This is a genomic window from Streptomyces sp. WAC 01529, from assembly GCF_003945545.1.
Lineage (GTDB): Bacteria > Actinomycetota > Actinomycetes > Streptomycetales > Streptomycetaceae > Streptomyces > Streptomyces anatolicus.
Map to the genome: position 1 here is coordinate 298,076 of NZ_CP029617.1, position 26,185 is coordinate 324,260.

26 protein-coding genes are annotated in these 26,185 nt (G+C 71.3%); 17 read left to right on the forward strand and 9 right to left on the reverse strand.

Annotated elements, in window-relative coordinates; translation table 11 throughout:
* Positions 1-20: 20 nt before the first annotated feature.
* The gene (locus DMA15_RS01295; RefSeq protein WP_125510815.1) at positions 21-2,111 is read right to left on the reverse strand and encodes a pectinesterase family protein; all 2,091 of its coding nucleotides are present in this window, start codon (positions 2,109-2,111) and stop codon (positions 21-23) included.
* Positions 2,112-2,380: 269 nt separating this feature from the next.
* On the opposite strand from DMA15_RS01295, the gene DMA15_RS01300 reads away from it, so the two are divergent.
* Together DMA15_RS01300 and DMA15_RS01305 are read left to right on the forward strand one after the other, a co-directional pair.
* Positions 2,381-2,794 carry a YciI family protein gene (locus DMA15_RS01300; RefSeq protein ID WP_125510816.1) on the forward strand — a complete coding sequence of 138 codons (414 nt, stop codon included), beginning with the start codon at positions 2,381-2,383 and terminating at the stop codon, positions 2,792-2,794.
* Positions 2,791-4,023 (forward strand): sigma-70 family RNA polymerase sigma factor, encoded by a 1,233-nt coding sequence (locus DMA15_RS01305; RefSeq protein ID WP_206302904.1) that lies wholly within the window; start codon positions 2,791-2,793, stop codon positions 4,021-4,023. The genes DMA15_RS01300 and DMA15_RS01305 overlap by 4 nt, the downstream gene beginning before the upstream one ends.
* Here the strand turns inward: DMA15_RS01305 and DMA15_RS01310 are convergent.
* Positions 3,993-4,925: a LysR family transcriptional regulator gene (locus DMA15_RS01310; protein ID WP_125510818.1), complete on the reverse strand. Its 933-nt coding sequence runs from the start codon at positions 4,923-4,925 to the stop codon at positions 3,993-3,995. The genes DMA15_RS01305 and DMA15_RS01310 overlap by 31 nt on opposite strands.
* A 170-nt stretch (positions 4,926-5,095) precedes the next feature.
* On the opposite strand from DMA15_RS01310, the gene DMA15_RS01315 reads away from it, so the two are divergent.
* Together DMA15_RS01315 and DMA15_RS01320 are read left to right on the forward strand one after the other, a co-directional pair.
* Complete coding sequence (locus DMA15_RS01315) at positions 5,096-5,851, forward strand: sulfite exporter TauE/SafE family protein (RefSeq protein ID WP_125510819.1); 756 nt, start codon at positions 5,096-5,098, stop codon at positions 5,849-5,851.
* Between the two features lie 233 nt (positions 5,852-6,084).
* Entirely contained in the window at positions 6,085-6,360 is a 276-nt protein-coding gene (locus DMA15_RS01320; RefSeq protein WP_125510820.1) for a hypothetical protein, read from the forward strand.
* Positions 6,361-6,375: 15 nt separating this feature from the next.
* Here the strand turns inward: DMA15_RS01320 and asnB are convergent, their stop codons facing one another.
* Positions 6,376-8,217 carry an asparagine synthase (glutamine-hydrolyzing) gene (gene asnB, locus DMA15_RS01325; RefSeq protein ID WP_125510821.1) on the reverse strand — a complete coding sequence of 614 codons (1,842 nt, stop codon included), beginning with the start codon at positions 8,215-8,217 and terminating at the stop codon, positions 6,376-6,378.
* A 268-nt stretch (positions 8,218-8,485) separates the two neighbouring features.
* Positions 8,486-9,043: a TetR/AcrR family transcriptional regulator gene (locus tag DMA15_RS01330; RefSeq protein ID WP_125517169.1), complete on the reverse strand. Its 558-nt coding sequence runs from the start codon at positions 9,041-9,043 to the stop codon at positions 8,486-8,488.
* 312 nt (positions 9,044-9,355) lie between these two features.
* Here DMA15_RS01330 and DMA15_RS01340 point away from each other — a divergent pair, with 312 nt between their 5' ends.
* A complete protein-coding gene (locus DMA15_RS01340; protein ID WP_125510822.1) occupies positions 9,356-10,300 on the forward strand; it encodes a DMT family transporter in 945 nt (314 codons plus the stop codon).
* Here DMA15_RS01340 and DMA15_RS01345 read toward each other — a convergent pair.
* Positions 10,251-10,847, reverse strand: a complete 597-nt coding sequence (locus DMA15_RS01345; protein ID WP_240659644.1) for a TetR/AcrR family transcriptional regulator — start codon at positions 10,845-10,847, stop codon at positions 10,251-10,253. The genes DMA15_RS01340 and DMA15_RS01345 overlap by 50 nt on opposite strands.
* A 185-nt stretch (positions 10,848-11,032) precedes the next feature.
* On the opposite strand from DMA15_RS01345, the gene DMA15_RS01350 reads away from it, so the two are divergent.
* From DMA15_RS01350 to DMA15_RS01365, 4 genes are all read left to right on the forward strand, one after another.
* Positions 11,033-11,923, forward strand: a complete 891-nt coding sequence (locus tag DMA15_RS01350; protein WP_125510823.1) for a Gfo/Idh/MocA family oxidoreductase — start codon at positions 11,033-11,035, stop codon at positions 11,921-11,923.
* Between the two features lie 256 nt (positions 11,924-12,179).
* On the forward strand, positions 12,180-13,166 hold the full coding sequence (locus tag DMA15_RS01355) for a helix-turn-helix domain-containing protein (protein ID WP_346428900.1): 987 nt from the start codon (positions 12,180-12,182) through the stop codon (positions 13,164-13,166).
* 112 nt (positions 13,167-13,278) lie between these two features.
* Positions 13,279-14,319 (forward strand): PhlD, encoded by a 1,041-nt coding sequence (locus DMA15_RS01360; protein WP_125510824.1) that lies wholly within the window; start codon positions 13,279-13,281, stop codon positions 14,317-14,319.
* Between the two features lie 60 nt (positions 14,320-14,379).
* Positions 14,380-15,165: a GNAT family N-acetyltransferase gene (locus tag DMA15_RS01365; RefSeq protein ID WP_125510825.1), complete on the forward strand. Its 786-nt coding sequence runs from the start codon at positions 14,380-14,382 to the stop codon at positions 15,163-15,165.
* A gap of 22 nt (positions 15,166-15,187) precedes the next feature.
* Here the strand turns inward: DMA15_RS01365 and DMA15_RS01370 are convergent, their stop codons facing one another.
* Complete coding sequence (locus DMA15_RS01370; protein WP_125510826.1) at positions 15,188-16,414, reverse strand: acyl-CoA dehydrogenase family protein; 1,227 nt, start codon at positions 16,412-16,414, stop codon at positions 15,188-15,190.
* Positions 16,415-16,581: 167 nt separating this feature from the next.
* Between DMA15_RS01370 and DMA15_RS01375 the strand changes: the two genes are divergently transcribed.
* Entirely contained in the window at positions 16,582-17,232 is a 651-nt protein-coding gene (locus DMA15_RS01375; RefSeq protein ID WP_125510827.1) for a TetR family transcriptional regulator, read from the forward strand.
* A 59-nt stretch (positions 17,233-17,291) separates the two neighbouring features.
* On the opposite strand, the gene def is transcribed toward DMA15_RS01375, so the two are convergent.
* On the reverse strand, positions 17,292-17,831 hold the full coding sequence (def, locus tag DMA15_RS01380; RefSeq protein ID WP_206302612.1) for a peptide deformylase: 540 nt from the start codon (positions 17,829-17,831) through the stop codon (positions 17,292-17,294).
* 141 nt (positions 17,832-17,972) lie between these two features.
* Here def and DMA15_RS01385 point away from each other — a divergent pair, with 141 nt between their 5' ends.
* The 5 genes from DMA15_RS01385 (at position 17,973) to DMA15_RS36480 (ending at position 22,489) form a co-directional block, all read left to right on the forward strand.
* Positions 17,973-19,211 carry a MurT ligase domain-containing protein gene (locus DMA15_RS01385; protein WP_030777505.1) on the forward strand — a complete coding sequence of 413 codons (1,239 nt, stop codon included), beginning with the start codon at positions 17,973-17,975 and terminating at the stop codon, positions 19,209-19,211.
* A 40-nt stretch (positions 19,212-19,251) separates the two neighbouring features.
* Positions 19,252-19,980, forward strand: coding sequence for a glutamine amidotransferase (locus DMA15_RS01390; protein WP_125510828.1), 729 nt, complete (start codon positions 19,252-19,254; stop codon positions 19,978-19,980).
* A 178-nt stretch (positions 19,981-20,158) separates the two neighbouring features.
* Entirely contained in the window at positions 20,159-21,184 is a 1,026-nt protein-coding gene (locus DMA15_RS01395) for a 6-phosphofructokinase (RefSeq protein ID WP_125510829.1), read from the forward strand.
* Positions 21,185-21,292: 108 nt separating this feature from the next.
* Complete coding sequence (locus DMA15_RS01400) at positions 21,293-22,243, forward strand: cytochrome c oxidase assembly protein (RefSeq protein WP_125510830.1); 951 nt, start codon at positions 21,293-21,295, stop codon at positions 22,241-22,243.
* Positions 22,244-22,330: 87 nt separating this feature from the next.
* The gene (locus DMA15_RS36480) at positions 22,331-22,489 is read left to right on the forward strand and encodes a hypothetical protein (protein ID WP_164551661.1); all 159 of its coding nucleotides are present in this window, start codon (positions 22,331-22,333) and stop codon (positions 22,487-22,489) included.
* 79 nt (positions 22,490-22,568) lie between these two features.
* Here the strand turns inward: DMA15_RS36480 and DMA15_RS01405 are convergent, their stop codons facing one another.
* Positions 22,569-22,961: an SSI family serine proteinase inhibitor gene (locus DMA15_RS01405; protein ID WP_125510831.1), complete on the reverse strand. Its 393-nt coding sequence runs from the start codon at positions 22,959-22,961 to the stop codon at positions 22,569-22,571.
* Positions 22,962-23,184: 223 nt separating this feature from the next.
* Between DMA15_RS01405 and DMA15_RS01410 the strand changes: the two genes are divergently transcribed.
* The gene (locus DMA15_RS01410; RefSeq protein WP_240659645.1) at positions 23,185-23,979 is read left to right on the forward strand and encodes a lysophospholipid acyltransferase family protein; all 795 of its coding nucleotides are present in this window, start codon (positions 23,185-23,187) and stop codon (positions 23,977-23,979) included.
* The gene (locus DMA15_RS01415) at positions 23,976-24,464 is read left to right on the forward strand and encodes a YbaK/EbsC family protein (protein ID WP_125510832.1); all 489 of its coding nucleotides are present in this window, start codon (positions 23,976-23,978) and stop codon (positions 24,462-24,464) included. Before DMA15_RS01410 ends, DMA15_RS01415 begins: the two co-directional genes overlap by 4 nt.
* A gap of 18 nt (positions 24,465-24,482) precedes the next feature.
* Here DMA15_RS01415 and DMA15_RS01420 read toward each other — a convergent pair whose 3' ends face one another.
* Entirely contained in the window at positions 24,483-26,132 is a 1,650-nt protein-coding gene (locus DMA15_RS01420) for an alpha/beta hydrolase (protein ID WP_125510833.1), read from the reverse strand.
* Positions 26,133-26,185: the final 53 nt, after the last annotated feature.

The following is a 26,185-nucleotide window of genomic DNA, read 5'->3' on the forward strand; positions in this document are numbered from 1 at the left end:
GAGCCCCGGAGCCCGCCGGGTCAGACGGCGGGCTTCCAGTCCCCGAGCCAGTCCGCCCTCTCCTGCCCGGCCGCCTGAGCGTCCGTCAGGTGCGGGCGATCGCCGCTGGCGGCTCCGGCCCCCGGCCCGGTGTTCTTGTACTCGGCGAAGCGGTCGTCCTTCCAGGAGAAGCCGCCCATGTCGGTCCAGGGGGCCGCCTTGACGGCCGCGCCGAGTCTGCTGTCGCGGACGGTGGTCTGCGGATCGAGGCTCGCGTCACCGCCCGCGTGCCAGGGGCGGCCGAGGTGGAAACTCCCGGCGGACACATCGCCGTCGATGGTCGAGCGGGTGAGGAGGAAGCCCTTGCGGCCGGCGGGTGTGCTGGGCGCGGTGACGTATCCGGCCGAGGTGCCGTTCCAGCGCTTCTTCAGGGTCAGGACGGACTTGTCGATGACCGCGGTGGCGCGGCCGAAGACGAAGTCGGTGTTGCCGATGACGTAGGAGTCGCTCAGGTACACCCGACCCGTCTTCTCCTTGGCGGCCGTGTCGAGGAGCAGGGTGTCCTGGTCGCCGCTGATGATGAGCGCGTCCAGGCGGACGCGGTCGGCGGCGGTGCGCAGTGCCACCGCTTGGTGGCCGTTCAACTGCTGGTTGCGCGCCTCGTCGAAGTCGTTGGAGATGGTGAGGTTGCGGGCCCGGAAGTCGTCGGCCTCCACGGCGACGGTCGCGCTGCCGCTGGTGCCGTACGTTCCCGAACCGTCCGGCCTGGCCATGCCGGCGGCGTGCCCCTCGACGATGACGGTGTCCTTGCGGCTGCGGCCGGTGCCCTCGAAGGTGACGTGCGGCTTGTTCGCCGGGACCTTGACCGTCTCGCGGTACGTGCCGGGCGCGATCCGGATCACGACGCGCGAGGTGTTGCCCGCCGGGACGGCGTCGACGGCCTTCTGCACGCTCGTGTACTGGCCGCTGCCGTCCTTGGCCACGGTGAGCGTGCCTCGCGCGGCGGTCGCCGATCCCGCCGTCGTACCCATCGAACTCCTCGGCCCCGCCCCGGACTTGAGGAGGCGCGGCACGTCGGCGGCCTTGTCGAGGCGGTAGTGGTAGTACGCCTTCGGGTCGAACGCCGTGCCGCCGCTCTCGTTGCGCCCGCTGGTGCCGGAGAAGACGTTGCCGCGCTGCACGAGGGCGGCGGTGCCGTCCTTGATGACGGGGTTGCGCACGCCGTGGAAGTAGCTGTTCTCCAGGACCATCTTCGTCCTGCCGCGCGAGTAATTGCCGTACGACGAGGTGATGTCCGTGCCCGGGTCGTCCTGGAGGTAGTTGTTGTAGAGGTGTGCGTGGGCGACGTTGTCCGTCGAGGGGTTGCGCTGTTCCGTCTCGCGGAACCAGTTGTGGTGAATCGTCAGGTCGGCGGTGGTGTTCTCGGTCCAGCCGATGCCGAACGTCTTGTTGTTGTGGCTCAGCTTGTTCCAGGACACGGTCACATAGGTGGTGTCCTTGCGGCTGTCGATCAGGCCGTCGGCCATGTGCCGCAGATCGTTGTGGTCGATCCACACGTGGTGCGCGCCGTCCATCTGGACGGCGTCCCAGTCGTGCTCCTTGTCGTTCCAGATGCCGTGGTACGCGTCCCGGATGGTGAGGTTCCGGATGATGACGTTGTGTACGCCCCGGCCGAGGAAGAAGCCGCCGCCGACGATCTGCCCCGAGGTGCCCGCGCCCACAATCGTCTTGTCGGAGGCGACCTTGATCTCCTTGCCCTTCGGGTCCATCGCGATCGTCGCGGCCACCACGATGACGTACGGCTCCGGGGCGCTCGCGTATCTCTCCAGGTCGGCGAGGGTGCGTACGGTGACCGTCCGCCCGTCCCGGCCGCCGTACGTCCCCTTCTGCCCGAGGGCGTGGACCGAGGCGAAGCCGTCGGCGGTGTCGTCCGCCCAGGCCGGTGCGGTGGCGGGGGCGTCCGCCCGGGCCGGTGCGGCGGCGGCCCTCGGCTGCGCGTCCTCGCCGAACACCCCGAAGGCCGTGCCGTAGGCCAGGGCCCCGGCCGCCGCCAGCGCCGCAGGGACGCCCGCGGCCAGGGCCGTCCTCCTTCTGCGGTGCCGCGCCCTGCCGTGACCGTGCAGCTCACTCATGCGTCGCTTCCCATCTGTACGTACGTGTGGGGGGCGCCCGTGGAAACGGGCCGCTGAGCAGTCGCCGCGGCACCGCGAAAGGTTGCCGCCCTCCCCGCCGCACTCTCCGCCGCCCTCTCCCCCGCCCCCCCCGGCCCGCTCGCCAGGAAGTCGCCGCCGCGGCTCGATAGCATGCTGGGGACAGCCGGTGTAGAGAACGCGCCGCCCGCTCCGACGTCCCCTGTGAGAGTCGCCCACGAGGGGTGACGGCGCAGCCGAGGAGCGAAGTCATGAAGTATCTGGTGATGGTCCAGGGCTCACAGGCCGACTACGAGGCGATGGCGGGCAAGCCCTCCGAGAACAGCCCGGCCTGGAGCGAGCAGGAACTCCAGGCGATGTTCGCGTTCATGACCGAGGTCAGCAACGACCTCGCCGAGTCCGGGGAACTCATCGACGCGCAAGGCCTCACCGAGCCCGCGCGGACCCGCTTCGTCAGCGCGGGCGAGGACGGCCGCCCGGTGATCACCGACGGCCCCTACGGCGAGACGAAGGAAGTCCTCGCCGGGTACTGGCTCGTCGACTGCGAGAGCCTGGAGCGGGTCACCGAGATCGCCGCGCGCATCACCCGGTGCCCCGGCCCCGAGGGCATGGTCGAGCCGCCCGTCGTGATCCGGCCCGTACAGGACGCGGGAGGCGCGTGCTGAGACCCACGACCGAGGTCGAGGACCTGCTGCGCCTGCACGCGCCGCAGGTCCTCGGCGCGCTCGTACGCCGGTACGGACACTTCGACGCGGCCGAGGACGCCGTGCAGGAGGCGCTGCTCGCGGCGGCGCGGCAGTGGCCGGACCAGGGGCTGCCGGACAATCCGCGGGGCTGGCTGATCCGGGTGGCCTCGCGGCGCCTGGTGGACCAGCTGCGCGCGGACGCGGCACGGCGGCGGCGCGAGGAGGACGCGGCGCTGCTCACGCCCCGCGACGCGTTCACCGCTCCCCCGCCGGGCGAGAGCCGCGCCCCGTCGGACGACGACACGCTCACGCTGCTCTTCCTGTGCTGCCACCCGGCGCTGAACCCGGCCGGGCAGGTCGCCCTCACGCTGCGCGCGGTCGGCGGTCTGACCACGGCGGAGATCGCGCGTGCGCACATGGTGCCGGAGGCGACGATGGCCCAGCGGATCAGCCGGGCGAAGGCGAAGGTCAGGGGCACGCCGTTCCGCCAACCGGGGCCCGCGGACCGTGACGCGCGGCTCGGCGTGGTCCTCCAGGTGCTGTACCTGATCTTCAACGAGGGTTACACGGCGACGTCCGGCGCCGCCCTGCACCGCGCGGACCTCGCGCGGGAGGCGATCCGGCTGACCCGTTCCGTGCGGCGCCTGCTCCCCCGCGAGGGCACGGTGACGGGGCTGCTGGCGCTGATGCTGCTCACCGAGGCGCGCAGCGCCGCGAGGACCGGGCCGCACGGCGAGCTGATCCCGCTGGACGAGCAGGACCGCACCCGATGGGACCGGCGGGCGATCGCCGAGGGCACCGCGCTCGTCGAGGAGGCTCTCTCCCAAGGCCCGCCCGGCGCCTACCAGTTGCAGGCGGCGATCGCGGCGCTGCACGACGAGGCGGAGAGCGCGGATGCCACCGACTGGCCGCAGATCCTCGCCCTGTACGACGTTCTCGTGCGCCGCACTCCCGAACCCATGGCCGAACTGGGACGCGCGGTGGCGTACGCGATGGTGCACGGTCCGCGGGCCGGGATCGCCGAACTCACCGCTCTGGAGGACAGGTTGAAGGGGCACTACCGCCTCGACGCCGTACGGGCCCACCTGCTGGAGAGAGCGGGCGACACCGAAGAAGCGCTCGCCGCCTACCGGTTGGCGGCCAAGGGCACCCTCAGCCGGCCCGAGGCGCGCTACCTTCAGACGCGCGCCGCCAGGCTGCTGCCCTGAGCCGGGACCGGTCCGAGCGGCGCGCAGTGTTCGGCCACGGTGTCGGCGAAGGCGCGGGCCAGCGGAGTGAGCGCCTCCCAGCGGCGCACCGCCCAGCCGACCGAGAGCGGCGGCAGGTCCGGGACCGGGATCAGGCGCAGCCCGGCGGGAGCGCGGCCCCGCCAGCCGGGCAGCGCGGGCACGACGGCCTGGCCGAGGCCCAGCTCCGCGAGGAGCAGCGCCGTGTCCCAGTCCGCGACGCTGGTGCCGGCGGGAAGTACCACGCCCCGCTCGTCCAGGTGGGCGTCGAGTTGTGCGCGGGAGGTCGAGTTCACCGGTGGCGTGATGAGCTGCCCCCCGGCCAGTTCGGCGGGCTCGATGCGCGGCCGGTCGGCGAGCGGGTCGTCGGCGCGGACCGCGAGGACCCAGGGCAGGGCCACGACGGGCCGCTGCTCGATGCCCCGTACGGGCTCTCCGAGGGTGATCCAGGCGAGGTCGAGGTCGGCGGCGGCGAGCGCGTCGAAGCATCCGCTGCTTGAACTCACCGTCTGGAACTCCAGGCTGACGCGCGGATACCGTCCCCGGAAGCCGACGACGGCCTCGGCCATGAAGTGCCGCACGGTGGTGGCGCCGGTGGTGATCCGCACGGTGCCGCCGTCGCCCCGCGCCTGCTCCCGCAGGCGCCGCACGGCGAGGTCGATGCCGCCGATGCCCTCGGACGCGGCATCGCGCAGGACGCGCCCGGCCGCGGTGGGCACCACGCCGCGGGCGTGCCGTTCGAGGAGGCTCACGCCCAGCTCCCGCTCCAGGCGTTTGACGTGCTGGCTCACGGCCGACTGCGTACAGGTGAGGTCGCGTGCCACCGCGCTGAGGCTGCCCGCTCGGCACACGGCCACGAAGACACGGAGATCGTCGAAGGTCACAAGGGGTGAAGGTATCTCTTGGGGAGATGCAAGGAAACCCGAGGATTGACTTGGGTTTTCGCCATGACCCAAGATCGTTCATGGCCCGGGCGGCGACCCGGCGACGGGCGTCGACCCGGGGTCGGGACCACCCCCGGGGACGGGCCATGACCGTGTGGGAAAGGTGACGTGTGGAAGCGCTCGAGATGGTGGCCGTCGGGGCCGCCGGTGTCGCGGCCGGCGGGATCAACGCGGTGGTGGGGTCCGGCACGCTCATCACGTTCCCCACGCTGCTGGCGTTCGGCTTCCCGCCGGTGCTCGCCAATGTGTCGAACAACCTCGGCCTGGTGCCGGGCACCCTCAGTGCCGCGTACGGCTACCGCCGGGAGATGAAGGGGCAGTCGGGCCGCCTGGTGCGGTTCGGCACGGCCTCCCTCGTCGGGGGCGCCATCGGCGCGCTGCTGCTCCTGAAGCTGCCCGCGGACGCCTTCCAGGCGGTGGTGCCGGTGCTGATCCTGACCGCCTGCGTCCTGGTGCTCCTGCAGCCCTGGCTCAACCGGCGGCTCAAGGAGCGCGAGAACCCGGGCAGGCGGGACGGCGGGGCGCCGATGTGGTGCGGCATCCTCGCCGCCGGCGTCTACGGCGGTTACTTCGGAGCGGCCCAAGGCGTGCTGCTCATGGGCCTGTTCGGTGTCTTCCTCCTGGACGACCTGCAACGCCTGAACGCCGTGAAGAACGTCCTCGCCTCGCTCGTCAACGGCGTCGCGGCCCTCATCTTCATCGCGGTCTCGGACGTCGACTGGACGGCGGCCGGGCTGATCGCCGCGGGTTCCACGGTCGGCGGGCTCGTGGGCGCGCGCTACGGCCGCCGCCTGCCGCCGGCCGCGATGCGCGCCTTCATCGTCGTGGTCGGCGTCACGGCCTCGACGATCATGATCGTGAGCTAGGCCGAGCGGGCACCGCGAGCCCCGGAGGGCGCCCGTACGGCTCCCCCCACCCCCTGCCGCCAGGGAAACCAACCAGTGGTTTATCATTGAACATGAAGTGGCCCCGACCGCGATTCCCCCGTCCGGTCGGGGTCACTTCACGTTCACGGCGCACCTTCCGCCGTTTTCACGCCTTCGTGGGCGAATATGCCAACCGCACCGCGTCGCACCCGCCCGGGCGTCATCATGCGTCCATGGACGGTGCCAAGCCTGTGCAGGTCTTGTTCACGCCCGAGGAGTACGCCGCGGTCACGCTCCACGCGGACCGGCTCGGGATGCCGGTGGCGGAGTTCATACGCCGCGCGGTGACCGTCCGCGCCGAGGAGCAGCACCCCGACCCCGGCCAGGCCCCCGAGCCCCGGCGCGGGGCGAGCGTGCCGCCCGTGCAGCGGGACCTCGGCAAGGACGGCAAGCCGGCGCTCCAGCGGTTCCTCGACACCCTCGCTGCCTCGGCCGAGCCCAGGGAGTGAGCGCGAGGCCGGCGGTCAGGACAGGACGATCTCCGGCTGGTAGAGGTCCAGCCAGAGCGCGAGATCCAGGGTGCGCTCCAGGCCGCGCCGGGACGCCTGGGTGATCTGCGGCGCCTCCCGCCCGGCGGCCCGCGCCGCCCGCTCCCGGTCGACGAGATCGAAGACCGGGTGGCCGGGCCGGGCGAGCAGATCCTTGACGTGCCCTTGCAGGGCGACCGCGTACTTGGGGTCCTGCGTGGAGGGGTACGGGCTCTTCACCCGGTCATAGACGGACCGGGGCAGCACATCGGCGGTCGCCTCGCGCAGCAGGCTCTTCTCCCTGCCGTCGAAGGACTTCAGCGCCCAGGGGGTGTTGTAGACGTACTCGACGAGGCGGTGGTCGCAGAACGGGACGCGCACTTCGAGCCCGACGGCCATGCTCGCGCGGTCCTTGCGGTCGAGCAGGACCCGGACGAAGCGGGTCAGGTGCAGGTGGGAGATCTTGCGCATCCGGTACTCGAAGTCGCTCTCGCCGTCCAGGCGCCGGATGCCGTCGACGGCCGTCGCGTAACCGTCCTTGACGTACGCGGGCAGATCGAGCGCCGCGGTCAGGTCGGGGCGCAGCACGCCGGAGTCGTCCCCGAAGTGGTCGGCGAACCGCACCAGCCAGGGGAACGTGTCGGCCGTGCGCGCCTCCTCGTCGAAGAACTGCAGATAGCCGCCGAACACCTCGTCCGCCGACTCCCCGGAGAGCGCGACGGTGGAGTGCTCGCGGATGGCGCGGAAGAGGAGGTAGAGGGAGGCGTCCATGTCACCGAAGCCCATGGGGATGTCCCGGGCGCGGATCATCTTCGCGCGCACGTCGGGGTCGGCCAGGGCGTGCGAGTCCAGGACGATGTCGCGGTGGTCGGTGCCCGCCGCCTTCGCCACGTCGTGCACGAAGGGGGTGTCGGGCGTGCCGCGCAGCTCGTCGGCGACGAAGTTGTCGGTCTGGCCGACGAAGTCGACGGCGAAACTCCGTACGGTCTCGCCCGCCTCCGCCAGCCGGCGCGCGGCGAGCGCCGTCATCGCCGAGGAGTCCAGGCCGCCGGAGAGCAGGGTGCAGCGCGGCACGTCCGAGACGAGCTGGCGGCGCACGATGTCCTCCAGAAGCTCGCGCACCTTGGCGATGGTCGCGTCACGGTCGTCGGTGTGCGGCCTTGTCTCCAGCGACCAGTAGACGTGCCGCCGCAGCCCCGAGCGGTCGACGGTCACCACGGTGCCCGGCTCGACCTCGCGCATGCCGTCCCAGACGGCGTGGCCGGGCGTCTTGACGACGGTGAACAGCTCGCGCAGGCCGTCGACGCCGACGCGGCGGCGGGCCAGCGGGTTGGCGAGGATCGCCTTGGGCTCGGAGCCGAACAGGACGCCGTCCGGCGTCTCGTAGTAGTAGAAGGGCTTGATGCCCATGCGGTCGCGGACCATGACGAGCTTGTCGTGCCGGGCGTCCCAGATCGCGAAGGCGTACATGCCGTTCAGCCGCTCCGCGAGGGCCTCGCCCCACTCCAGATAGCCGCGCAGGACGACCTCGGTGTCGGAGTCGGTGGTGAACCGGTGGCCGCGGCCCGCCAGTTCGCGCCGCAGCTCGGGGAAGTTGTAGGTCTCCCCCGAGTAGACGAGGGCGACGGTGCCGCTCGGCGTCTCGGCCGTCATCGGCTGGCGCCCGCCGGGCAGATCGATGATCGCGAGCCTGCGGTGTCCGAGTCCGGCGGGGCCCCCGGTCCACGTGCCGCGGTCGTCGGGGCCGCGGCAGGACATCGTCTCCGTCATGGCGTCCAGGGTGGTCGACTCGGCCGTGAGGTCACGGTCGAAGGAGACCCAGCCGGTGATTCCGCACATGTGATTCCTCCCGCTCGCAAACTAGATGCATCTAGCACCTATGCGGGAATCCTGCGCCTCCGCTCGCATACGGTCAATGCGCCGGCCACCCGGCCGAGGGCCGCCGCCCCCACGGTTCCGGCCGCGTTTTACCAAGGCCAGAGGGTCCCTCAGGACGGGCACCGCCTCCTTGGCCCGTCAGAACGGGTCCACCGGAGATCGCGGAGGGATCACGGAAGGAAACATTCCGGCCACGGGCAAAGACTTGTCCACGATCCGCCGCCGAAGCTCACTGCCCGACCGATGCCACCAGCCGCTCCGCGTCGTCCCGGGCCTGCTCGATGACGCCGGGGAAGATGTGCAGACCGTGCGCGACGAGGCCGCCTTCGTGCAGCAGCATCAGGGTCCGCGCCAGGCGCTCGGCCTCGCGCGGGGCGATCTTTGCGGCCAGGTCCGTGAAGAGCGCGAGCATCCACGCCTTCTGGCCGGTGATGATCGGGTACGCCGGGTGGGCGGGGTCGCTGATCTCGGCATGCGCGTTGATCATGCTGCACCCCTTGCCGGAGAACTCCGCCGCCCAGTCGCGCGAGGCGTCGAAGACGGCCAGGATCCGGGCGCGCGGCGTGGGCGCGCCCGCCAGATACCCGGCGAGGAAGGCCCGCCAGCGCTCGTCCCGGTCGGCGAGATACTCCACGACAATCTGCTCCTTGGAGCCGAACCGGTCGTAGAGGGTCTTCTTCGTCACCCCGGCCTCGGCGGCGATCAGATCCACGCCGACCGCGTGGATGCCGCGCTCATAGAAGAGCCGCCCGGCCGCCTCCAGGGCGCGGCGCGCGGCGGGCGTCATGGCGACACGCCTGGGGGCGGCGGCCGCGTCGGCGCCCTGCTTCTCGTGCGGGTGCCCGCTCCCTTCGTGCGGGTGCCCGCTCCCCTCGTACGCCTGCCCGCTCTTCTCGTCCGCCCGCACGTTCTTCTCGTCCGTCCGCACGTTCTTCTCGTCCGTCCGCACGCTCTTGTCGTACGCCTGCTCGCCCATGACGCCATAGTAGACCGCTCTGTATACTCGACCTCCTCAGGTAAACAGATCGGTCTACTCTCCCTTCATCCCGGGCCGCCGCGTCGATCCGCTCGGTGCCGCGCGGCGGGAAGGAGCAGCACCATGAATGTCCTGCTGTCCCTCGCGTTCGTGCTGACCTGGAGCTCCGGCTTCATCGGGGCCAAGCTCGGCGCGGGCAGCGCCTCTGCGGTCACGGTGCTCATGTGGCGGTTCCTGCCGCTGGCCCTCGTCCTCGCGGTCGTCGCCCTCACCCTGGCCCGCGCCTCCTGGCGGGGTCTCACGGCACGGGACATCGGGCGGCAGGCGGCCGTGGGCGCGCTGTCGCAGAGCGGCTACCTCCTCACCGTGTACTACGCCATCCAGCTCGGCGTCTCCAGCGGCACCACCGCGCTGATCGACGGCACCCAGCCGCTGGTGGCGGGCGCCCTCGCCGGGCCGCTGCTCGGGCAGTTCGTCTCCCGCACCCAGTGGATCGGCCTCGGGCTGGGCGTGAGCGGTGTCGTCATCGTGACCGCGGCGGACTTCGCGGGCGGCGGCGACACCGCCTGGTGGGCCTATCTCGTGCCGTTCCTCGGCATGCTGTCGCTGGTCGCGGCGACGTTCCTGGACCGGCGCTCGGACCGTCCGGTGCGGCCCGCGGTGTCCATGACCGTCCACTGCGCCACCAGTGCCGTCATCTTCACCGCGCTCGCGCTCGCCGCCCGGGCCGCGACACCCCCGGCCGAGCAGTCCTTCTGGGTGGCGATCGGCTGGCTCGTGACGCTCTCCACCTTCGGCGGGTACGGCCTGTACTGGCTGATCCTGCGGCGCTCCGGGGTCACGCAGGTCAATACGCTCATGTTCCTCATGGCCCCGGTGACCGCCCTGTGGGGTGCGCTGATGTTCGGTGAACCCTTCGGCCCGCAGACGGCGCTCGGTCTGGCGATCGGGCTCGCGGCGGTGGTCGTCGTGCGGCGCGGCGAACGTCCGCGCGGGGCCGCCGTACCGGCGGGGCGGGTCACCGCGGAGTCAGAAAGGACTGCACCGCGGGCGCGTACCGCTCGGTGATCTCGGTGATCGCCGCGGCGCGCAGAGACGGGCCGCGGGCGATGCCGTACATCACGCCGAGGCCGAGCAGCATGCCCACGGCAAGCTCGGCCCGCAGCCCCGCGTCCGGCCCCGCGAGGCGCGCGCTCAGCCGCTGGATGACCTGGGCGCGGAAGTTGGCGCGCAGGACATCGCCCCGCTCTCCGTGGAGCGGGGCGAAGACGATGCGCAGGACGGGGTCGGCGCCCCGCTCGGCCTGGCCGGTCAGCAGATGGTGGACCATATGGCGGCCGAGACGGGCGAGCGGCGCGTCGAGGAACGCCTCCGCGTCCGCCTCGAAGGACATGACGTGCGCGAACAGGGCGTCCTTGTTGCCGAAGTACTTCAGGACGAGCGGCGCGCTCACCCCGGCGCGCTCGGCCACCGCCTTGAGGGTGATGTCACCGTGCGCGTGCCGGGCGAGGAGATATCTGGTGGCGCGGGTGATGGCGCCTTTGGTGGCCTCGGCATCTCTGCGGCAGCGGGGCGGGATGGAGGGACTGGTGATGTGCCTTCTCCCTACTTTCACATTCCCTACACGGCAAGGAATATTCACGATAGCGGGTGAATGGTTATTCACCCTCAGGGAGTTGGCACGTGCCCTGGACCCATGCCGAACACACCCCCCTCAATGGGGCCACCAACTGCCCACAACGGTCGAGGGCTTCCGGTGCGCCCGTCGCCTCTCGAACCACGTCGGTCATACTGCCGCCCATGAACCGACTCCGCATCGGCCTGGTCGGCACCGGCCCCTGGGCCACCGCCACCCACGCCCCCGCCCTCGCCGCCCACCCGGACATCGACTTCAGCGGTGTCTGGGGGCGCCGTCCGGAGGCCGCGGCCACGCTCGCCGCCACGCATGGGACGGCGGCCCACGCGGACGTGGAGGAACTCTTCGCGGCCAGTGACGCCGTGGCGTTCGCGGTGCCGCCGGACGTCCAGGCACCGCTGGCGGCGCGGGCCGCGGCGGCGGGCTGCCATCTGCTCCTCGACAAACCGGTGGCCACGACGCCGGAGGCCGCGCGCGCTCTGGGGCGGGCGGTCGAGCGGGCGCGGGTGGCGTCCGTGGTCTTCTTCACCCTGCGCTTCGCCACCCTCAGCTCGGCATGGGTCCGCGAACAGGCCGCCACCGGCGGCTGGTTCACCGGCCGCGCCGACTGGTACGGCTCGTTCTACACCCCGGACGGGAGCGCCGCGTTCCCCTCGCCCTGGCGCGAGAGCCACGGTGGCCTGTGGGATGTGGGCCCGCACGCCCTGTCGATGCTGCTGCCGGTCCTCGGCGACGTGAGCGACGTGACGGCCGCCGCCCACGGCCCCGGGGACACGGTCCACCTGATCCTGCGCCACACCGGCGGCGCCTCCAGCACGGCGGCGCTGAGCCTGACGGCACCGGCGAAGTGCGCCGGCCTGGCCGTGGAGTTGCGGGGTGAGAACGGCGTCGCGGTGCTGCCGCCGTGGGAGGGTGCCGACGAGGCCTTCGCCACCGCGGTCGACGAACTCGTCGTGGCCGCGCGCACCGGCACGCCACACCCCTGCGACGTCCGTTTCGGACTGCGGGTGACGGAGATCCTGGCGCGGGCGGAGGAACGGCTCTCGGCCGTATGAAGCGCCCGGGAACAACCACGGGCGGCCGGTACCGTGGCCGCTACGTAATGGCGAGTGACGGCACCGACCGCAGCCGGTGGACCCACGGAACCGGACGGGGACCGCGAGGTCCGGCGCTGCCCCGTTTCCGACCACACGGATCAGAATACGAACAGCCGTCCCACACGCTTCCCGCAACGGCCCGATGGGCCTAGGGGGTACCCGATGCCGGGGAATTTCAGCCATTCTCAGGCGCCCCGGACAAGATGCCCCACAGTTGTACCCACGCACTCGCCGACGATCAAAGCTGCAGGTCGACGAGGTCGCGCACTCCATGATGCCGCAGTGGCTGATCGTTTTCTTCGGGCAATGTTTATTACCAAAGAAGTTGCGAATATTTAGACTGATCACGCTCCAACTCGGCGTGAACCAAGAGGGATTACCCACCATGAACAAGACGGCGCTCCGCGCACTGCTCCGCGAACGACGCGCCCTCATTGCCCCCGAATCGCATGGCTTCTCCCGGCCCAGCGGTCAGGGGCGGCGTGCTCGGGGCCTCTCCCAGCATCAGGTCGACCAGCTCCTGCACCGGACGCTCGGTACGTACCACCGCCTGGAGTCCGGCAATTACCCCAACCCGCCGACCACGCTGCTTCGCGACGTCGCCCGCCTCTTCGGCCTCAATGAGCAGGAGTGGGTCTCCCTTTGCCGGTACGCGCTGCTTCAGGATCCCCCCGGTCCGCTCCACCCGACGTCGGGCAAGGAGATCCCCGGCGTGTGGCAGGAGGCCGTCGAGGGGATCCGGCACATCGCGTACGTATCCGACGCGTCCTGGGACCTGCTCGCCCACAATGAGCCCTTCGCCGCCCTGTTCCCCGGGAGGAACGTTCCGGCCAACACCATGCGCTGGATGCTGCTCGACGGCCGCGAGGTCCTGACGAACTGGCACACCGCCTGGGCTCCGCTGGTCCTGCCGCAGCTGCGGGCCGCGCTCGCGACCCGGCCCGAGGACGAGGTGCTGCGGCAGATCGAGAAGGAGATCCTCGCCGACCCCGAGGTGGCGCCGCTCTACACCGCCGGTGCCGCCTTCCCGCACCCGGACGGGGACGAGCGCCCCCTGCTGCACGCCGAGTTCGGTCCTGGCTGGGTCACCATGTGCGCCGCACAGCCCATGACGGCCCCCGGGGCGCGCCTCATCATCCTCGTCTTCCATCCGGGTGAGAAGCGGTCGCACGTACGGGCGCCGATGCTGCGGGCCTTCTGACCCCCACCCCTCACGGTCTCCACGCCCTCCCTACACGAGAGGCGACGGGCTCAGCGCGGTGAAGTACGTTGTGCCGCACCCCCCACCCGAACGAGCCCGTGGGAGCCTCAGCGTGCCTGCCTATGTATCAAGACCTCATACCGTCTTCGGCGACCACAAGGTCACCACCGGCGACATAGCCGACGATATCCGTGCCCACCACCCCGGCCATCCGCGTCTCGGCGCCATCCTCCGGGTCGTACGCGGCTGCGGTGTGGACACGCGCCATTTCAGCCGCCCCATCGACGCACCCACGGTCTCCGGGCCCGCGGGCATCGAGGACCGTGCGGGCGCCGCCTTCGCGGACGCGCTCAGCATGGCCGAGCGCGCGGCCACCGCCGCACTGCACGCCTCGGGCCTGGCCGGCGAGGACATCGACGCGATCGTCACGGCGCACTGCACCGGCTGGGCCCTGCCCAACCTCGACGTCGGGCTCATGGACCGGCTGGCCCTGCGGCCTACGGCACGGCATCTCGCGCTCACCACACTGGCCTGCGCGGGAGGTGCGCAGGCACTCATCCGCGCCGCCGACATGGTGGCGGCACGGCCGGGCAGCAAGGTGCTCGTGGTGGCAGCGGAGGTCATCTCCAGCGTCTACAACCACAACGACACCAGCATCGAATCGATGATCTACAAAGCGTTGTTCGGGGATTCCGCCGCCGCGACGATCGTCACCGGCACCCCCCTGGGCCCCGGGATCGCGATCGAGGACTCCCTCGAATACGTGCTGCCGGACAGCCTCGACCGCTACCGCGGACGCATCGCCCCGGACGGCTTCCACTTCGACTCCACGAAGAAGGCGCTCAGCGCGGCCGACGACGTGCTCCCCACCGTCCTGGACTGGCTCGGCCCCTACCGCGCCGACTTCGCGGTCGTCCACCCCGGCAGTCCGCGCATCATCCAGGACACGGCGGCCGCTCTCGGCCTCGACGCCCACGCCGCCCGCCACTCCACCGCCACGCTCGCCGCGGAGGGGAACCTCGGCGGCGTCAGCGTGTTCCGCGTCCTCGAACGCACCCACGACGAACCACCCGCCGACCACGCGCGAGGCGTCGCCGTGGCCTACGGCCCGGGCTTCACCACCGCCGCCCTCCGCTGCCACTGGCAGTCCTGAGCGCCGGCCCCCCGTCTTATTCACTTGCCGCCCCCTGCCGCCCCTGCTGGAGTGACCCGCATGGATCACGCAGCGGTACTGGCCGCGTTCGACCGGCAGATCAGGCGGAACACGCTGAGCGAGAAGGGCACGGTCGTCGAGCGCGTCGGCGGCGTGGTGCGGCAGACCGGCTCGGAGAGCGACTGGAACGGCGTCCTGTGGGCGGACATCGACGCGGCGACGGCGGACGGTGTCATCGCGGAGCAGGTACGCCACTACACCGCCGCGGGACGCGAGTTCGAGTGGAAGCTGCATTCCTACGACCGCCCCGCCGACCTGGCCGAGCGGCTCCTCGCGGCCGGTTTCGTGGCCGAGCCCGAAGAGGCCGTGATGGTCGCCGAGGCCGAAGCCCTGCCCGCGGGACCGGAGTTGCCCGAGGGCGTCAGGCTCGTCCCGGTGAGGGACGCGGCGGGCGTCGCGCTGATGGCCGAGGCGCACCTGGCGGCGTTCGGCGAGGACGACGCCGCGCTGAGCGAGCGGCTCGGCAAGCGGGTGCTCGCCCAGCTGACCGAGGCGCCGGACGAGATCGTCGCGGTCGTGGCCATGGCCGGTGAGCGGCCGGTGTGCGGTGCCCGGATGGAGTTCCGCCCGGGCACCGGTTTCGCCGGCCTGTGGGGTGGCGGCACCGCTCCCGACTGGCGCGGCAAGGGCATCTACCGCGCGACGGTGGCCTACCGCGCCCGCATCGCCGCCGAGCGCGGATACCGCTATCTCCAGGTCGACGCCTCCGACGACAGCCGCCCGATCCTGGACCGCCTCGGCTTCGCGACGCTGTGCACGACCACTCCGTACGTGTATCAGCCCTGAGGCAGTACTGGCTCCGCCGCGGTCAGCGGATCGGCATGCCCGACAGCGTCCTCGCGATGACCAGGCGCTGGATCTCGCTCGTGCCCTCGAAGATCGTGTAGATGGCGGCGTCGCGGTGCATGCGCTCCACCGGGTACTCGCGGGTGTAGCCGTTGCCGCCGAGGATCTGCACGGCCTGGGCGGTGACCTTCTTGGCGACCTCGCTCGCGTAGAGCTTCGACATGGAGCCCTCGGCCGACTCGAACTTCTTGCCCGTGCTCGCCATCCACGAGGCGCGCCACACCAGGAGGCGGGCCGCGTCGATCTGGGTGCGCATGTCGGCGAGCTGGAAGGCGATGCCCTGGTTGTCGATGATCGGGCGGCCGAACTGCGTGCGCGTCTTGGCGTACTCCAGCGCCTCCTCGTACGCGGCACGGGCGGTCCCCACCGCCATCGCGCCGACCGCGGGGCGCGACGCCTCGAAGGTGGCCATCGCGGCGTTCTTCACGCGCTCCCCACCGGCCTTGGCGCGCTCCCGCGCGCGGGCGAGGCGCTCGTCCAGCTTCTCCTTGCCGCCGAGCAGGCAGTGGCCCGGGACCCGTACGTCCTCGAGGACGACCTCGGCGGTGTGCGAGGCGCGGATGCCGTGCTTCTTGAACTTCTGCCCCTGGGAGAGGCCGGGCGTGTTCGGCGGGACGATGAAGGAGGCGTGCCCCTTCGAGCCCAGCTCGGCATCGACGACCGCGACGACGACGTGGACGTTGGCTATGCCGCCGTTGGTCGCCCAGGTCTTGGTGCCGTTGAGGACCCACTCGTCCTTGGCCTGGTCGTAGACGGCGCGGGTGCGCATGGCTGCCACATCGGATCCGGCGTCGGGCTCGGAGGAGCAGAAGGCGGCGACCTTGACGTCGTTCGCGTCGCCGTACATCTGCGGGATCCAGGTGCCGACCTGCTCCTCGGTGCCGTTGGCGAGCACGCCGACGGCGGCCAGACCCGTGCCCATGATGGACAGGCCGATGCCCGCGTCGCCCCAGAAGATCTCCTCGGTGGCCATCGGGATGCCGAGCCCGGTGGGGTCGAAGAACTGCTGCGCGTAGAAGTCGAGGGAGTAGATCCCGAGCTTCGCCGCCTCCTGGATGATGGGCCAGGGCGTCTCCTCGCGCTCGTCCCACTCGGCGGCCGCGGGGCGGATCACGTCGGCGGCGAACCCGTGGAGCCACTCCTGGACCTCCTTCTGCTCGTCGTTGAGCTCCATGGTGAACTCGGCCATGACCCCTCCAGGACCTGCGATCAACTGCGGCGTTACTAGCGGTAACGGAAGTCTGTTACCGGCCAGTAGTCCGTGTCAACTCCCGGCAGCCCGTTCGATGCCCGCCACACGCCGGGTGTTACGTTGCGCGTGCGTCACGCAATCGCACGGGCGGGGAGAGAACGCTTATGGAGACCACGCACCACGCGGATCAGCAGAGATCCGCGGACCATCGACGTCGCCGGCGCGAGCTGCTCGAGGCAGCGGACCGGGTGGTGCTCCGCGACGGCCCCGGCGCCTCCATGAACGCCATCGCCGCCGAGGCGGGCATCACCAAGCCGATCCTCTACCGCCACTTCGGCGACAAGGGCGGCCTCTACGCCGCGCTCGCCAAGCGGCACACGGACGCGCTGCTCGAAGCCCTGCGCGCCGCCCTGGACGCCCCCGCCGAGCGCAGGGAGCGCGTCGAGGCGACGCTCGACACCTACCTCGCGGCGATCGAGGCCCGCCCGCAGGTCTACCGGTTCCTGATGCACCCCTCCGAGGCCCCCTCCCCCGGTGAGCAGGGCTTCGACGTCGGCCTGCACTCCGCTCCCCTCCTGCGCCGCCTCGGCGAAGAGCTGGCGGAGGTCATCGAGGAGCGCGTCGACCTCGGACCCGAGAGCGCCCAGCTCGCCCGCGTATGGGGGCACGGCATCGTCGGCATGATGCACGCGGCGGGCGACTGGTGGCTCGGTGAACGGCCCTGCTCGCGCGAGCAGTTGGTCCGCAGCCTGGCCGACCTGCTGTGGGGGCGGCTCGCCGCGGCGGGCAACCGCGTCGGCGGCCCCGGCTTTTGACCCCCGGAGAGCGGCTCGCGCCCCCCGGAGAGTTCTCCGGGGGTCCTCCCGGGGGACCCTCAGACGTTCCAGGAGGCCCTGGCGGCGGCCCGCAGCACCCTGCGGCGCCGCCAGCCGGTGACGCGGTCGGTGTAGACGCCGCCCTCCAGGTGGTCGCACTCATGCTGGAGACAGCGGGCGAACCAGCCCGAACCGTGCACCCTCACGGGCTCACCGCGCAGATCGACCCCCTCGACCACCGCGTGGTCGAAGCGGGGCGTGCCCGCTTCGAGGCCCGGCAGCGAGAGGCAGCCCTCGGGTCCGCGCACGGTGACGCCGTCCGCCTCCACGAGCCGCGGATTGACCACGTGCCCGAGGTGACGGACGTCCTCGTCGTCCGGGCAGTCGTAGACGAACACCCGCTTGCTCACGCCGATCTGATTCGCGGCCAGGCCCACGCCCTGGGCCGCGTACATCGTCGCGAACATGTCCTCGATGAGGCGCCCCAGTTCGGGGCCGAAGTCGGTGACCTCCTCACAGGCCGTGTGCAGCACGGGGTCACCGAGCAGGGTCAGAGTTCGTACGCGCCCCGAGGCGCCCGGGATCGAGCCGTGTCGCATGACGGCAAGAGTACGGTCCATGGAGTGCAGCGGCACCGAGGTGGTGCCGTGGTTCGGGCTTGTCAGCGGATCTCGATAGGCTGAGCAGAGAAACGATGCCGGGGGCAGGCGCGGCGCCGTACGCAAGGAGGATCTCGACAGATGTCAGGCAACACGGACCCGCTGTCGCCGCGGGCCAAGCTGGCCGTGACGGCGGGCAAGGCGGCCGCGGCGGTGTCGCGCGCGGCGGGCCGCGGCAGCGGATCGGTGATCGGCGGCAAGGTCGCGCTCAGGCTCGACCCCGAGCTGCTCGGTCGGCTCGCCACACACCTGGACGTGGTCCTCGTGTCGGCCACCAACGGCAAGACGACCACCACGCGCCTGATCGCGGAGGCCCTGCGGGCCAGCGGCCCGGTTGTGTCCAACGCCCTCGGCGCGAACATGCCTGCGGGAATCACCTCGGCCCTCGCCGGCGGCTCCGACGCCAAGTACGGCGTGATCGAGGTCGACGAGAAGTACCTCGCGGGCGTGGCCCGTGACGTGGACCCCAAGGCGATCGCGCTGCTGAACCTCTCGCGCGACCAGCTGGACCGGGCCGCCGAGACCCGCATGCTCGCCGAGAAGTGGCGCGAGGGCCTGGCCGGTTCGAAGGCCGTCGTCATCGCCAACGCCGACGACCCGCTGGTCGTCTGGGCGGCCTCCTCCTCGCCGAACGTGGTGTGGGTCGCGGCCGGCCAGGAGTGGAAGGACGACGCCTGGTCGTGCCCGTCCTGCGGCGGCGTCATGCAGCGCCCCGGGGACGACTGGTTCTGCGGCGAGTGCGGCTTCCGCCGCCCCGCGCCCAGCTGGGTGCTCTCCGGCGACCACGTCCTGGACCCGCACGGCTCGGCCTGGCCGATCCACCTCCAGCTCCCGGGCCGGGCGAACAAGGCCAACGCCACGTCCTCGGCCGCCGTCGCCGCCGTCTTCGGGGTGCCGCCGCAGGTCGCCCTGGAGCGCATGTACCAGGTGCAGGCCGTCGCCGGACGCTATGACGTCGTGCAGTTCCAGGGCCGCGACCTGCGTCTGCTGCTCGCGAAGAACCCCGCGGGCTGGCTGGAGACGTTCTCGCTGATCGACCCGCCGCCGACCCCGGTGATCCTCTCCGTCAACGCCCGGGGCGCGGACGGCACGGACACCTCCTGGCTGTGGGACGTCGACTACACCCGGCTCGCCGGTCACCCGATCTTCGTGCTCGGCGACCGCAAGCTGGACCTGGCCGTGCGCCTGGAGGTCGCGGGCCTGGACTTCCGGGTCTGCGAGAGCGTCGACGAGGCGGTGCAGCTCGCCCCGCCGGGACGCATCGAGACGATCGCGAACTACACCGCGTTCCAGGACCTGCGCCGCCGCGTCGGCAACTGACCCCACCGGCCCCTCTAGACCTTCGTAGGGACACATGAGCATGAGCGACAACAGCCTGCGGCTGGTGTGGGTCTACCCCGACCTGCTCAGCACGTACGGGGACCAGGGCAACGCCCTGGTGGTGGAGCGGCGCGCCCGACAGCGCGGCCTCCAGGTCGAGCGCTACGACGTGCGCAGCGACCAGCCGGTCCCCACCTCCGGCGACATCTATCTGATCGGCGGCGGCGAGGACCGCCCGCAGCGGCTCGCGGCCGAGCGGCTGCGCCGCGACGGCGGCCTCCAGCGGGCCGTGGGCAACGGCGCGATCGTCTTCTCGGTCTGCGCCGGCTACCAGATCATCGGCAACGAGTTCATCAACGACCTCGGTCAGCGCGAGCCGGGCCTCGGCCTGCTCGACGTGGTCTCCACGCGCGGCGAGGGCGAGCGGTGCGTCGGCGACGTCCTCGCCGACCTGGACCCGCAGCTCGGTCTGCCCCCGCTGACCGGCTTCGAGAACCACCAGGGCGTCACGCACATCGGCCCGTCCGCGCGGCCGCTGGCCCACGTCAAGATCGGCCGGGGCAACGGCACGGGCGACGGCACCGAGGGCGCGTACAACGGCACGGTCTTCGGCACGTACATGCACGGCCCGGTCCTCGCCCGCAACCCGCTCATCGCGGACCTGCTGCTCAAGCTGGCCCTCGATGTGAACGCGCTGCCGCCGACGGACGACCGCTGGTACGAGGCGCTGCGCGCCGAGCGCATCAACGCCGCCCAGCAGCCCGCGTAGCAGCTGTCCGGCCCCGCCTCGGCAGCCCGCTTGACGCCCCGCCCGCACATGTGAGCGGGGGCGTCCAGCCCTCGGACGCCTGATGCGGCCCCGCCCCCCGCCGCCTATAGGGTGGCGGGGATCCAGCCGGACGACGTGGTCCGGCCATTCGGCCCACGTTGCAAAGGTATTTTGCGCCATGCGCATTGGTGTCCTGACCTCCGGCGGCGACTGCCCCGGCCTGAACGCCGTCATCCGCTCCGTCGTGCACCGTGCGGTGGCGGACCACGGTGACGAGGTCATCGGCTTCCACGACGGCTGGCGAGGCCTCCTGGAATGCGATTACCGCAAGCTCGACCTCGACGCGGTGGGCGGCATCCTCGCCCGCGGCGGCACGATCCTCGGCTCCTCGCGCGTCCAGCCCGCACAGCTGCGCGGCGGGGTGGAGCGCGCCAGGGGCCATCTCGCGGAGCTGGGTCTCGACGCGATCATCCCGATCGGCGGCGAGGGCACGCTGAAGGCGGCCCGGCTCCTGTCGGACGCGGGCCTGCCGATCGTGGGCGTACCCAAGACCATCGACAACGACATCGCGGTCACCGACGTCACCTTCGGTTTCGACACCGCGGTGGGCGTCGCGACGGAGGCGCTCGACCGCCTCAAGACCACCGCCGAGTCCCACCAGCGCGTGCTCATCGTCGAGGTCATGGGCCGCCACACGGGGTGGATCGCCCTGCACTCCGGCATGGCGGCGGGCGCGCACGCCATCGTCGTCCCCGAGCGCCCCTTCGACATCGAGGAACTGACCGCGAAGGTCGCCGAGCGCTTCTCGGCGGGCAAGAAGTTCGCGATCGTCGTGGCCGCCGAGGGCGCCAAGCCCCGCCCGGGCACCATGGAGTTCGACGAGGGCATCAAGGACGTCTACGGCCATGAGCGGTTCGCCGGCATCGCCCGGCAGCTCTCCCTCGAACTGGAGCAGCGCCTCGGCAAGGAGGCGCGTCCGGTCATCCTCGGGCACGTGCAGCGCGGCGGCACCCCGACCGCGTACGACCGCGTGCTCGCGACGCGTTTCGGCTGGCATGCCGTGGAGGCCGTGCACCGCGGCGAGTTCGGCAAGATGACGGCGCTGCGCGGCACGGACATCACGATGGTGCCGCTCGCCGAGGCCGTCGAGACGCTGAAGACGGTGCCGGACGAGCGGTACGCCGAAGCGGAGTGCGTCCTCTAGTTCCGTTGCCTTTTGTACTATCCGCCCCCGGTCGCCTCAGCGGCCGGGGGCGGTTCTACTCTGGTGCGGACACACGTCGCACAATCCGCACGAATCAGGAGCCACTGGATGGATCACAGCGGGCACGGCATGAACATGGATCTGCCGCCGTTCACGCTGGGGCGAGGCCTGGAACTCTCCGCCGACCCCTTCTTCCTCATCAGCTGCCTGGTGGCCCTCGCCCTGTACGGGTGGGGCGTGGCGCGGCTCGTGCGGCGCGGTGACAAGTGGCCGGTGGGCCGCACGGTCTCCTTCGTGCTCGGCGTCCTCACCATCCTGCTCGTGATGTGCACCAAGCTCAACGACTACGGCATGGTCATGTTCAGCGTGCACATGGTGCAGCACATGGTGATCAGCATGCTGTCGCCGATCCTGCTGCTGCTCGGCGCGCCGATCACGCTGGCGCTGCGGGCGCTGCCGGTCGCGGCGCGCGGCCACAAGGGGCCCCGCGAGTGGCTGCTGTGGCTGCTGCACAGCCGGTACATGCGGATCGTCACGCACCCGGCGTTCACGATCCCGCTCTTCATCGCGAGCCTGTACGGGCTCTACTTCACGCCGCTCTTCGACACGCTGATGGGTTCCAAGGCCGGCCACATCGGCATGATGGTGCACTTCCTCGCCGTCGGCCTGGTCTTCTTCTGGCCGATCATGGGCGTCGACCCGGGGCCGCACCGCCCCGGCTATGTGATGCGGATGCTGGAGCTGTTCGCGGGCATGCCGTTCCACGCGTTCTTCGGGATCGCGCTGATGATGGCGACCCAGCCGATGATCGGCACGTACATGCATCCGCCGGCCTCGCTGGGCATCGACGCGCTGGCCGATCAGGAGGCGGCGGGCGGCATCGCCTGGGCGTTCAGCGAGATCCCCTCCGTGGTGGTCCTGGTGGCCCTGCTCTTCCAGTGGCGGCGCTCGGAGGACCGTGAGTCGCGGCGCAAGGACCGGGCCGCGGACCGTGACGGTGACAAGGAGCTGGCGGCGTACAACGCCTATCTGGCCTCACTGGCCGCACGCGGCCGCTAGCGCCGGAGGGGCTTCGGGGGTGACGATGGTCTTCGGACCGCGGTCCCGGCGTGCGGACGCCGGAGGCTGCCGGGAGGAGGCTGAGCGATGCCCGGTTCCACGAAGACCATGGGTGGGTTCACCATCGGAGGCCTGGTCATGGTGACGGCCTACTCGGTGGGGCTCGGAAGCAACGGCTGGCTGTGGTTCGGCTGGGTCGTGCTCGGACTGATCACGCTCGGGATGGTGGTTTCGCGCGCCACGTGAGCGGGGTGCCGGTGGTGCTGTCGCGCTCCACGGGGGCGCCGTGCCGCGCGACAGCCGGGTCCGCGTGAGGCCGTCGTCCTCAGAACCGGAAGACGTAACCGGTGTCCGCGTCCATCTCGCAGGCGTTCGCGTACGTCTTGTGCCAGCTGACCGACCGGTTGCGGTGGGTCCCGGTCGCGCTGACGGTGACCGGGTCGTACTGCTTGGTGCACAGGTGCGGGTCGTCGGGGAGCCTGTCGAAGTTCCCCTTGGCCCGGTCGATCGCCGCGCACGCCTCGGCCGCGTGCGGGTGGGGTCCCATGGGCTCGGGGCGACAGCGCAGCAGGACGCCGCGGATCCAGGTGTCCTCGGAGCCCGAGACGGTGAGGATGAGCCCGCGCTTCTTGGGGGTGAGGGCCTCGTCAGCGGCGTGGGCGGGGACGGCCGCGCCGAGGGCGATCAGGGCGGCGGCTGCGACGGTGAACGGGCGCATGCGAAACCTCCGGAGGGGGTGACGGTGACGTGCTGTGGCGTCGGTCCGTGGCGTCGGGGACGCCGGGCAGAGGCCAGCGGACCTTCCGCGCGCGGAGCGCGTCGAGCCGCCTCGCCGGTGTGTCGCCCGCCCGGCGGTGCGCAAGGGCCCGAACGGCCTCTCGCGTCCGCGTCGCCGATTGGCTACTGTGCGTCGGCACCTGGATCAGGGGAAGGCGGCCGCCATGTTCTATCTACTGCTCAAGTACGTGCTCCTCGGCCCACTGCTCCGGCTGATGTTCCGGCCCAGAATCGAGGGTCTTGAACACGTGCCCGAGTCGGGCGCCGCGATCGTCGCGGGCAACCATCTGTCGTTCTCCGATCATTTCCTGATGCCGGCGATCATCAAGCGCCGCATCACCTTCCTCGCGAAGGCCGAGTACTTCACGGGGCCCGGGCTCAAGGGCCGGCTGACCGCCGCCTTCTTCCGCAGCGCGGGGCAGATCCCGGTGGACCGCTCGGGCAAGGAGGCGGGCCAGGCCGCGATCCGCGAGGGCCTCGGCGTCCTGCGCAAGGGCGAACTGCTCGGCATCTACCCGGAGGGCACGCGCTCGCACGACGGGCGGCTGTACAAGGGCAAGGTGGGCGTCGCGGCGATGGCGCTCAAGGCGGAGGTCCCGGTGATCCCCTGCGCGATGATCGGCACCTTCGAGGCGCAGCCGCCGGGCCAGAAGATGCCGAACTTCCGGCGCGTGACGATCCGCTTCGGCGAGCCCCTCGACTTCTCCCGCTATGTCGGCATGGACAACGAGAAGGCGGTCCTGCGGGCCGTCACCGACGAGATCATGTACGCGATCCTCGGGCTCTCCGGGCAGGAGTACGTCGACAAGTACGCGGCCGTCGTGAAGGCGGAGGAGGCCGAGCGCCAGGGCGCGGCGGGACGGTCCGGACCGTGGCGTTCCCGAACTATGATCGCGAAGTCGATCTCTTCGACGACTGAGCGGAAGGCGCCTGATCGGCGCGACGGGAGGGCCAAGTGAGCGAAGAGCACGCCCAGTACACCAAGTTGGTGGGACTGCTGGATGAGCGCGGGGCGGCGTACCGGGTCATCGAGCATGAGCCGCAGGGCGCCACGGAAGCGGTGAGCGCGCTGCGCGGCAACACCTTGGAGCAGGCGGCCAAGTGCATCGTGGTGATGGTGAAGATCGGCAAGAAGACGAAGCGGTACGTCCTCGCCGTGGTGCCGGGTGACCGGCGCGTCGATCTGAACGCGCTCAAGGCGCTGCTCGGCGGGACGTACGCCGGGTTCGCGACGCAGGAGGTGGCGGAGCGGCTCTCGGGGAGCGTGAGCGGGACCATCCTGCCGTTCTCGTTCGACCCGGAGCTGGAACTCGTCGTGGATCCGGCCCTGTTGGAGCACGAGGAGATCTTCTTCAACGCGGCGCGGCTGGACCGGTCGCTTGCGCTGCGGACGGCGGACTACCGGGAGATCGCCCGGCCTCGGACCGAGGCGATCTCCCAGTAGCGGGGGGCCGAGGGGCCGTTACGGCTTCGGCGTGGCGTGCGGGGCGCACGTCACGTCGGAGGCGTCCAGCTTCCCGGTCAACAGGTAGGCGTCGACGCGGTCGTTGAGGCACGGGTTGGGGATGTTGGTGATCCCGTGCGAACCGGCGTCCTCCTCGGTGACCAGGCGCGATCCCTTGAGGCGCTTGTGCAGTTCGACGGCGCCGGGGTAGGGCGTGGCGGCGTCACGGGCGGACTGGACGAGCAGCGTGGGCGGCAGTCCCTTGCGGCTCTCGATCTCCAGCGGGCGCTGCTGCTTGCTCGACCAGGTCGCGCAGGGCAGGTTCATCCAGGCGTTGCCCCAGGTGAAGAAGGGGCTCGTCCGGTGGATGCGGGTGTTGTCGCGGTCCCACTTGCGCCAGCTGCGCGGCCACTTGGCGTCGGCGCACTCGACGGCGGTGTAGACGGCGTTGCCGTTCTCCTGGGCTGCGTTGCCCGCCTTGTCGTCCATGTCGGGGCTCGCCGCCTCGATGAGGGGCCCCGGGTCACCGGCGACGTACTTGCTCCAGTGGGTGGCGATCTGGACCCAGTAGGAGTCGTAGTAGGGCGCGTTCTGGAAGTACGAGTGGAGTTCGGCCGGGCCGACGACGCCGCCCAGGGGCTGCTTCTTCGCGGTGGCGCGCAGCTTGTCCCACTGGGCGCGGACCTCGCCGTAGGTGTCGCCGAGGTGGAAGACGGCGTCGTTCTTCGCGACCCACGTCATCCAGTCGATGAGGCGCTTCTCGAAGGCGACGTCCTGGTCGAGGTTGACCTCGTACCAGATCTTGTCGGTGCGGGGGTTGACCACGGAGTCGAAGACCATACGGCGTACGTGGGCCGGGAAGAGGGTGCTGTAGACCGCGCCCAGGTAGGTGCCGTAGGAGACGCCGAGGAAGTTCAGCTTCCTCTCGCCGAGTGCCGCGCGGATGACGTCCAGGTCGCGGGCGGTGTTCGGCGTGGTCATGTGCGGCAGGAGTGCGCCGCTGCGCTCCTGGCAGCCGTCCGCGTACTCGGCGGCGAGCTTGCGCTGGACGCGCTTGTCGGCCTCGCTGTCGGGGATCGGGTCGAGCTTGGGCGCCTTCACGAACTCCTGCGGGTCGACGCAGGAGACGGGGGCCGAGTGGCCGACGCCGCGCGGCTCGAAGCCCACGAAGTCGTATGCCTTCGCGGTCTTCTCCCACAGCTTGTTCTTGGTGACGACGCGGCGCGGGAAGCGCAGGCCGGAGGCGCCGGGTCCGCCCGGGTTGTAGACGAGGGCGCCCTGGCGCTCGTCCTTGGTGCCGGTGTTGCCGATGCGGTCGACGGCGAGCTTGATCTTCTTGCCGTCGGGCCGCGCGTAGTCGAGGGGGACGGTGACCCAGCCGCACTGGATGGGCTTCTCCAGGCCCCAGTCGGCCGGGCAGTCCTTCCACTCGATGCCGGCCTTGGCGGCGCGCCGGGCGGCGAGCGCGACGCCGCGGGCCTCGCGGTCCTTGCCGGAGTGGGCACGCACGCCGGCCTCCGCACCTGCCCCCGTGCCGGCCTTCTCCCCCGCCTCCGTGCCGGCGCTCGCCGTCGGGGCGGCCATCGCCCCCGCTATGAGCGTCGCCGCGACGAGCGTGCCCGCCGAACCGAGCACCGCCGTCCGCCTGGTCCCTCGGGTCCGTCTCAAGTGGGGCCTCCCGCACATCGATTCGAGCAGATTCGATCAGTACGGGGGATCCT

Coding starts and splice junctions, on each gene's coding strand:
- DMA15_RS01365 (WP_125510825.1), top strand. CDS start 14,380: ATGGATCACGCAGCGGTACTGGCCGCGTTCGACCGGCAGATCAGGCGG.
- DMA15_RS01350 (WP_125510823.1), top strand. CDS start 11,033: ATGAACCGACTCCGCATCGGCCTGGTCGGCACCGGCCCCTGGGCCACC.
- DMA15_RS01340 (WP_125510822.1), top strand. CDS start 9,356: ATGAATGTCCTGCTGTCCCTCGCGTTCGTGCTGACCTGGAGCTCCGGC.
- DMA15_RS01405 (WP_125510831.1), bottom strand. CDS start 22,961: ATGCGCCCGTTCACCGTCGCAGCCGCCGCCCTGATCGCCCTCGGCGCG.
- DMA15_RS01300 (WP_125510816.1), top strand. CDS start 2,381: ATGAAGTATCTGGTGATGGTCCAGGGCTCACAGGCCGACTACGAGGCG.
- asnB (WP_125510821.1), bottom strand. CDS start 8,217: ATGTGCGGAATCACCGGCTGGGTCTCCTTCGACCGTGACCTCACGGCC.
- DMA15_RS01320 (WP_125510820.1), top strand. CDS start 6,085: ATGGACGGTGCCAAGCCTGTGCAGGTCTTGTTCACGCCCGAGGAGTAC.
- DMA15_RS36480 (WP_164551661.1), top strand. CDS start 22,331: ATGCCCGGTTCCACGAAGACCATGGGTGGGTTCACCATCGGAGGCCTG.
- def (WP_206302612.1), bottom strand. CDS start 17,831: ATGCGACACGGCTCGATCCCGGGCGCCTCGGGGCGCGTACGAACTCTG.
- DMA15_RS01410 (WP_240659645.1), top strand. CDS start 23,185: ATGTTCTATCTACTGCTCAAGTACGTGCTCCTCGGCCCACTGCTCCGG.
- DMA15_RS01330 (WP_125517169.1), bottom strand. CDS start 9,043: ATGACGCCCGCCGCGCGCCGCGCCCTGGAGGCGGCCGGGCGGCTCTTC.
- DMA15_RS01375 (WP_125510827.1), top strand. CDS start 16,582: ATGGAGACCACGCACCACGCGGATCAGCAGAGATCCGCGGACCATCGA.
- DMA15_RS01400 (WP_125510830.1), top strand. CDS start 21,293: ATGGATCACAGCGGGCACGGCATGAACATGGATCTGCCGCCGTTCACG.
- DMA15_RS01295 (WP_125510815.1), bottom strand. CDS start 2,111: ATGAGTGAGCTGCACGGTCACGGCAGGGCGCGGCACCGCAGAAGGAGG.
- DMA15_RS01390 (WP_125510828.1), top strand. CDS start 19,252: ATGAGCGACAACAGCCTGCGGCTGGTGTGGGTCTACCCCGACCTGCTC.
- DMA15_RS01395 (WP_125510829.1), top strand. CDS start 20,159: ATGCGCATTGGTGTCCTGACCTCCGGCGGCGACTGCCCCGGCCTGAAC.
- DMA15_RS01385 (WP_030777505.1), top strand. CDS start 17,973: ATGTCAGGCAACACGGACCCGCTGTCGCCGCGGGCCAAGCTGGCCGTG.
- DMA15_RS01370 (WP_125510826.1), bottom strand. CDS start 16,414: ATGGCCGAGTTCACCATGGAGCTCAACGACGAGCAGAAGGAGGTCCAG.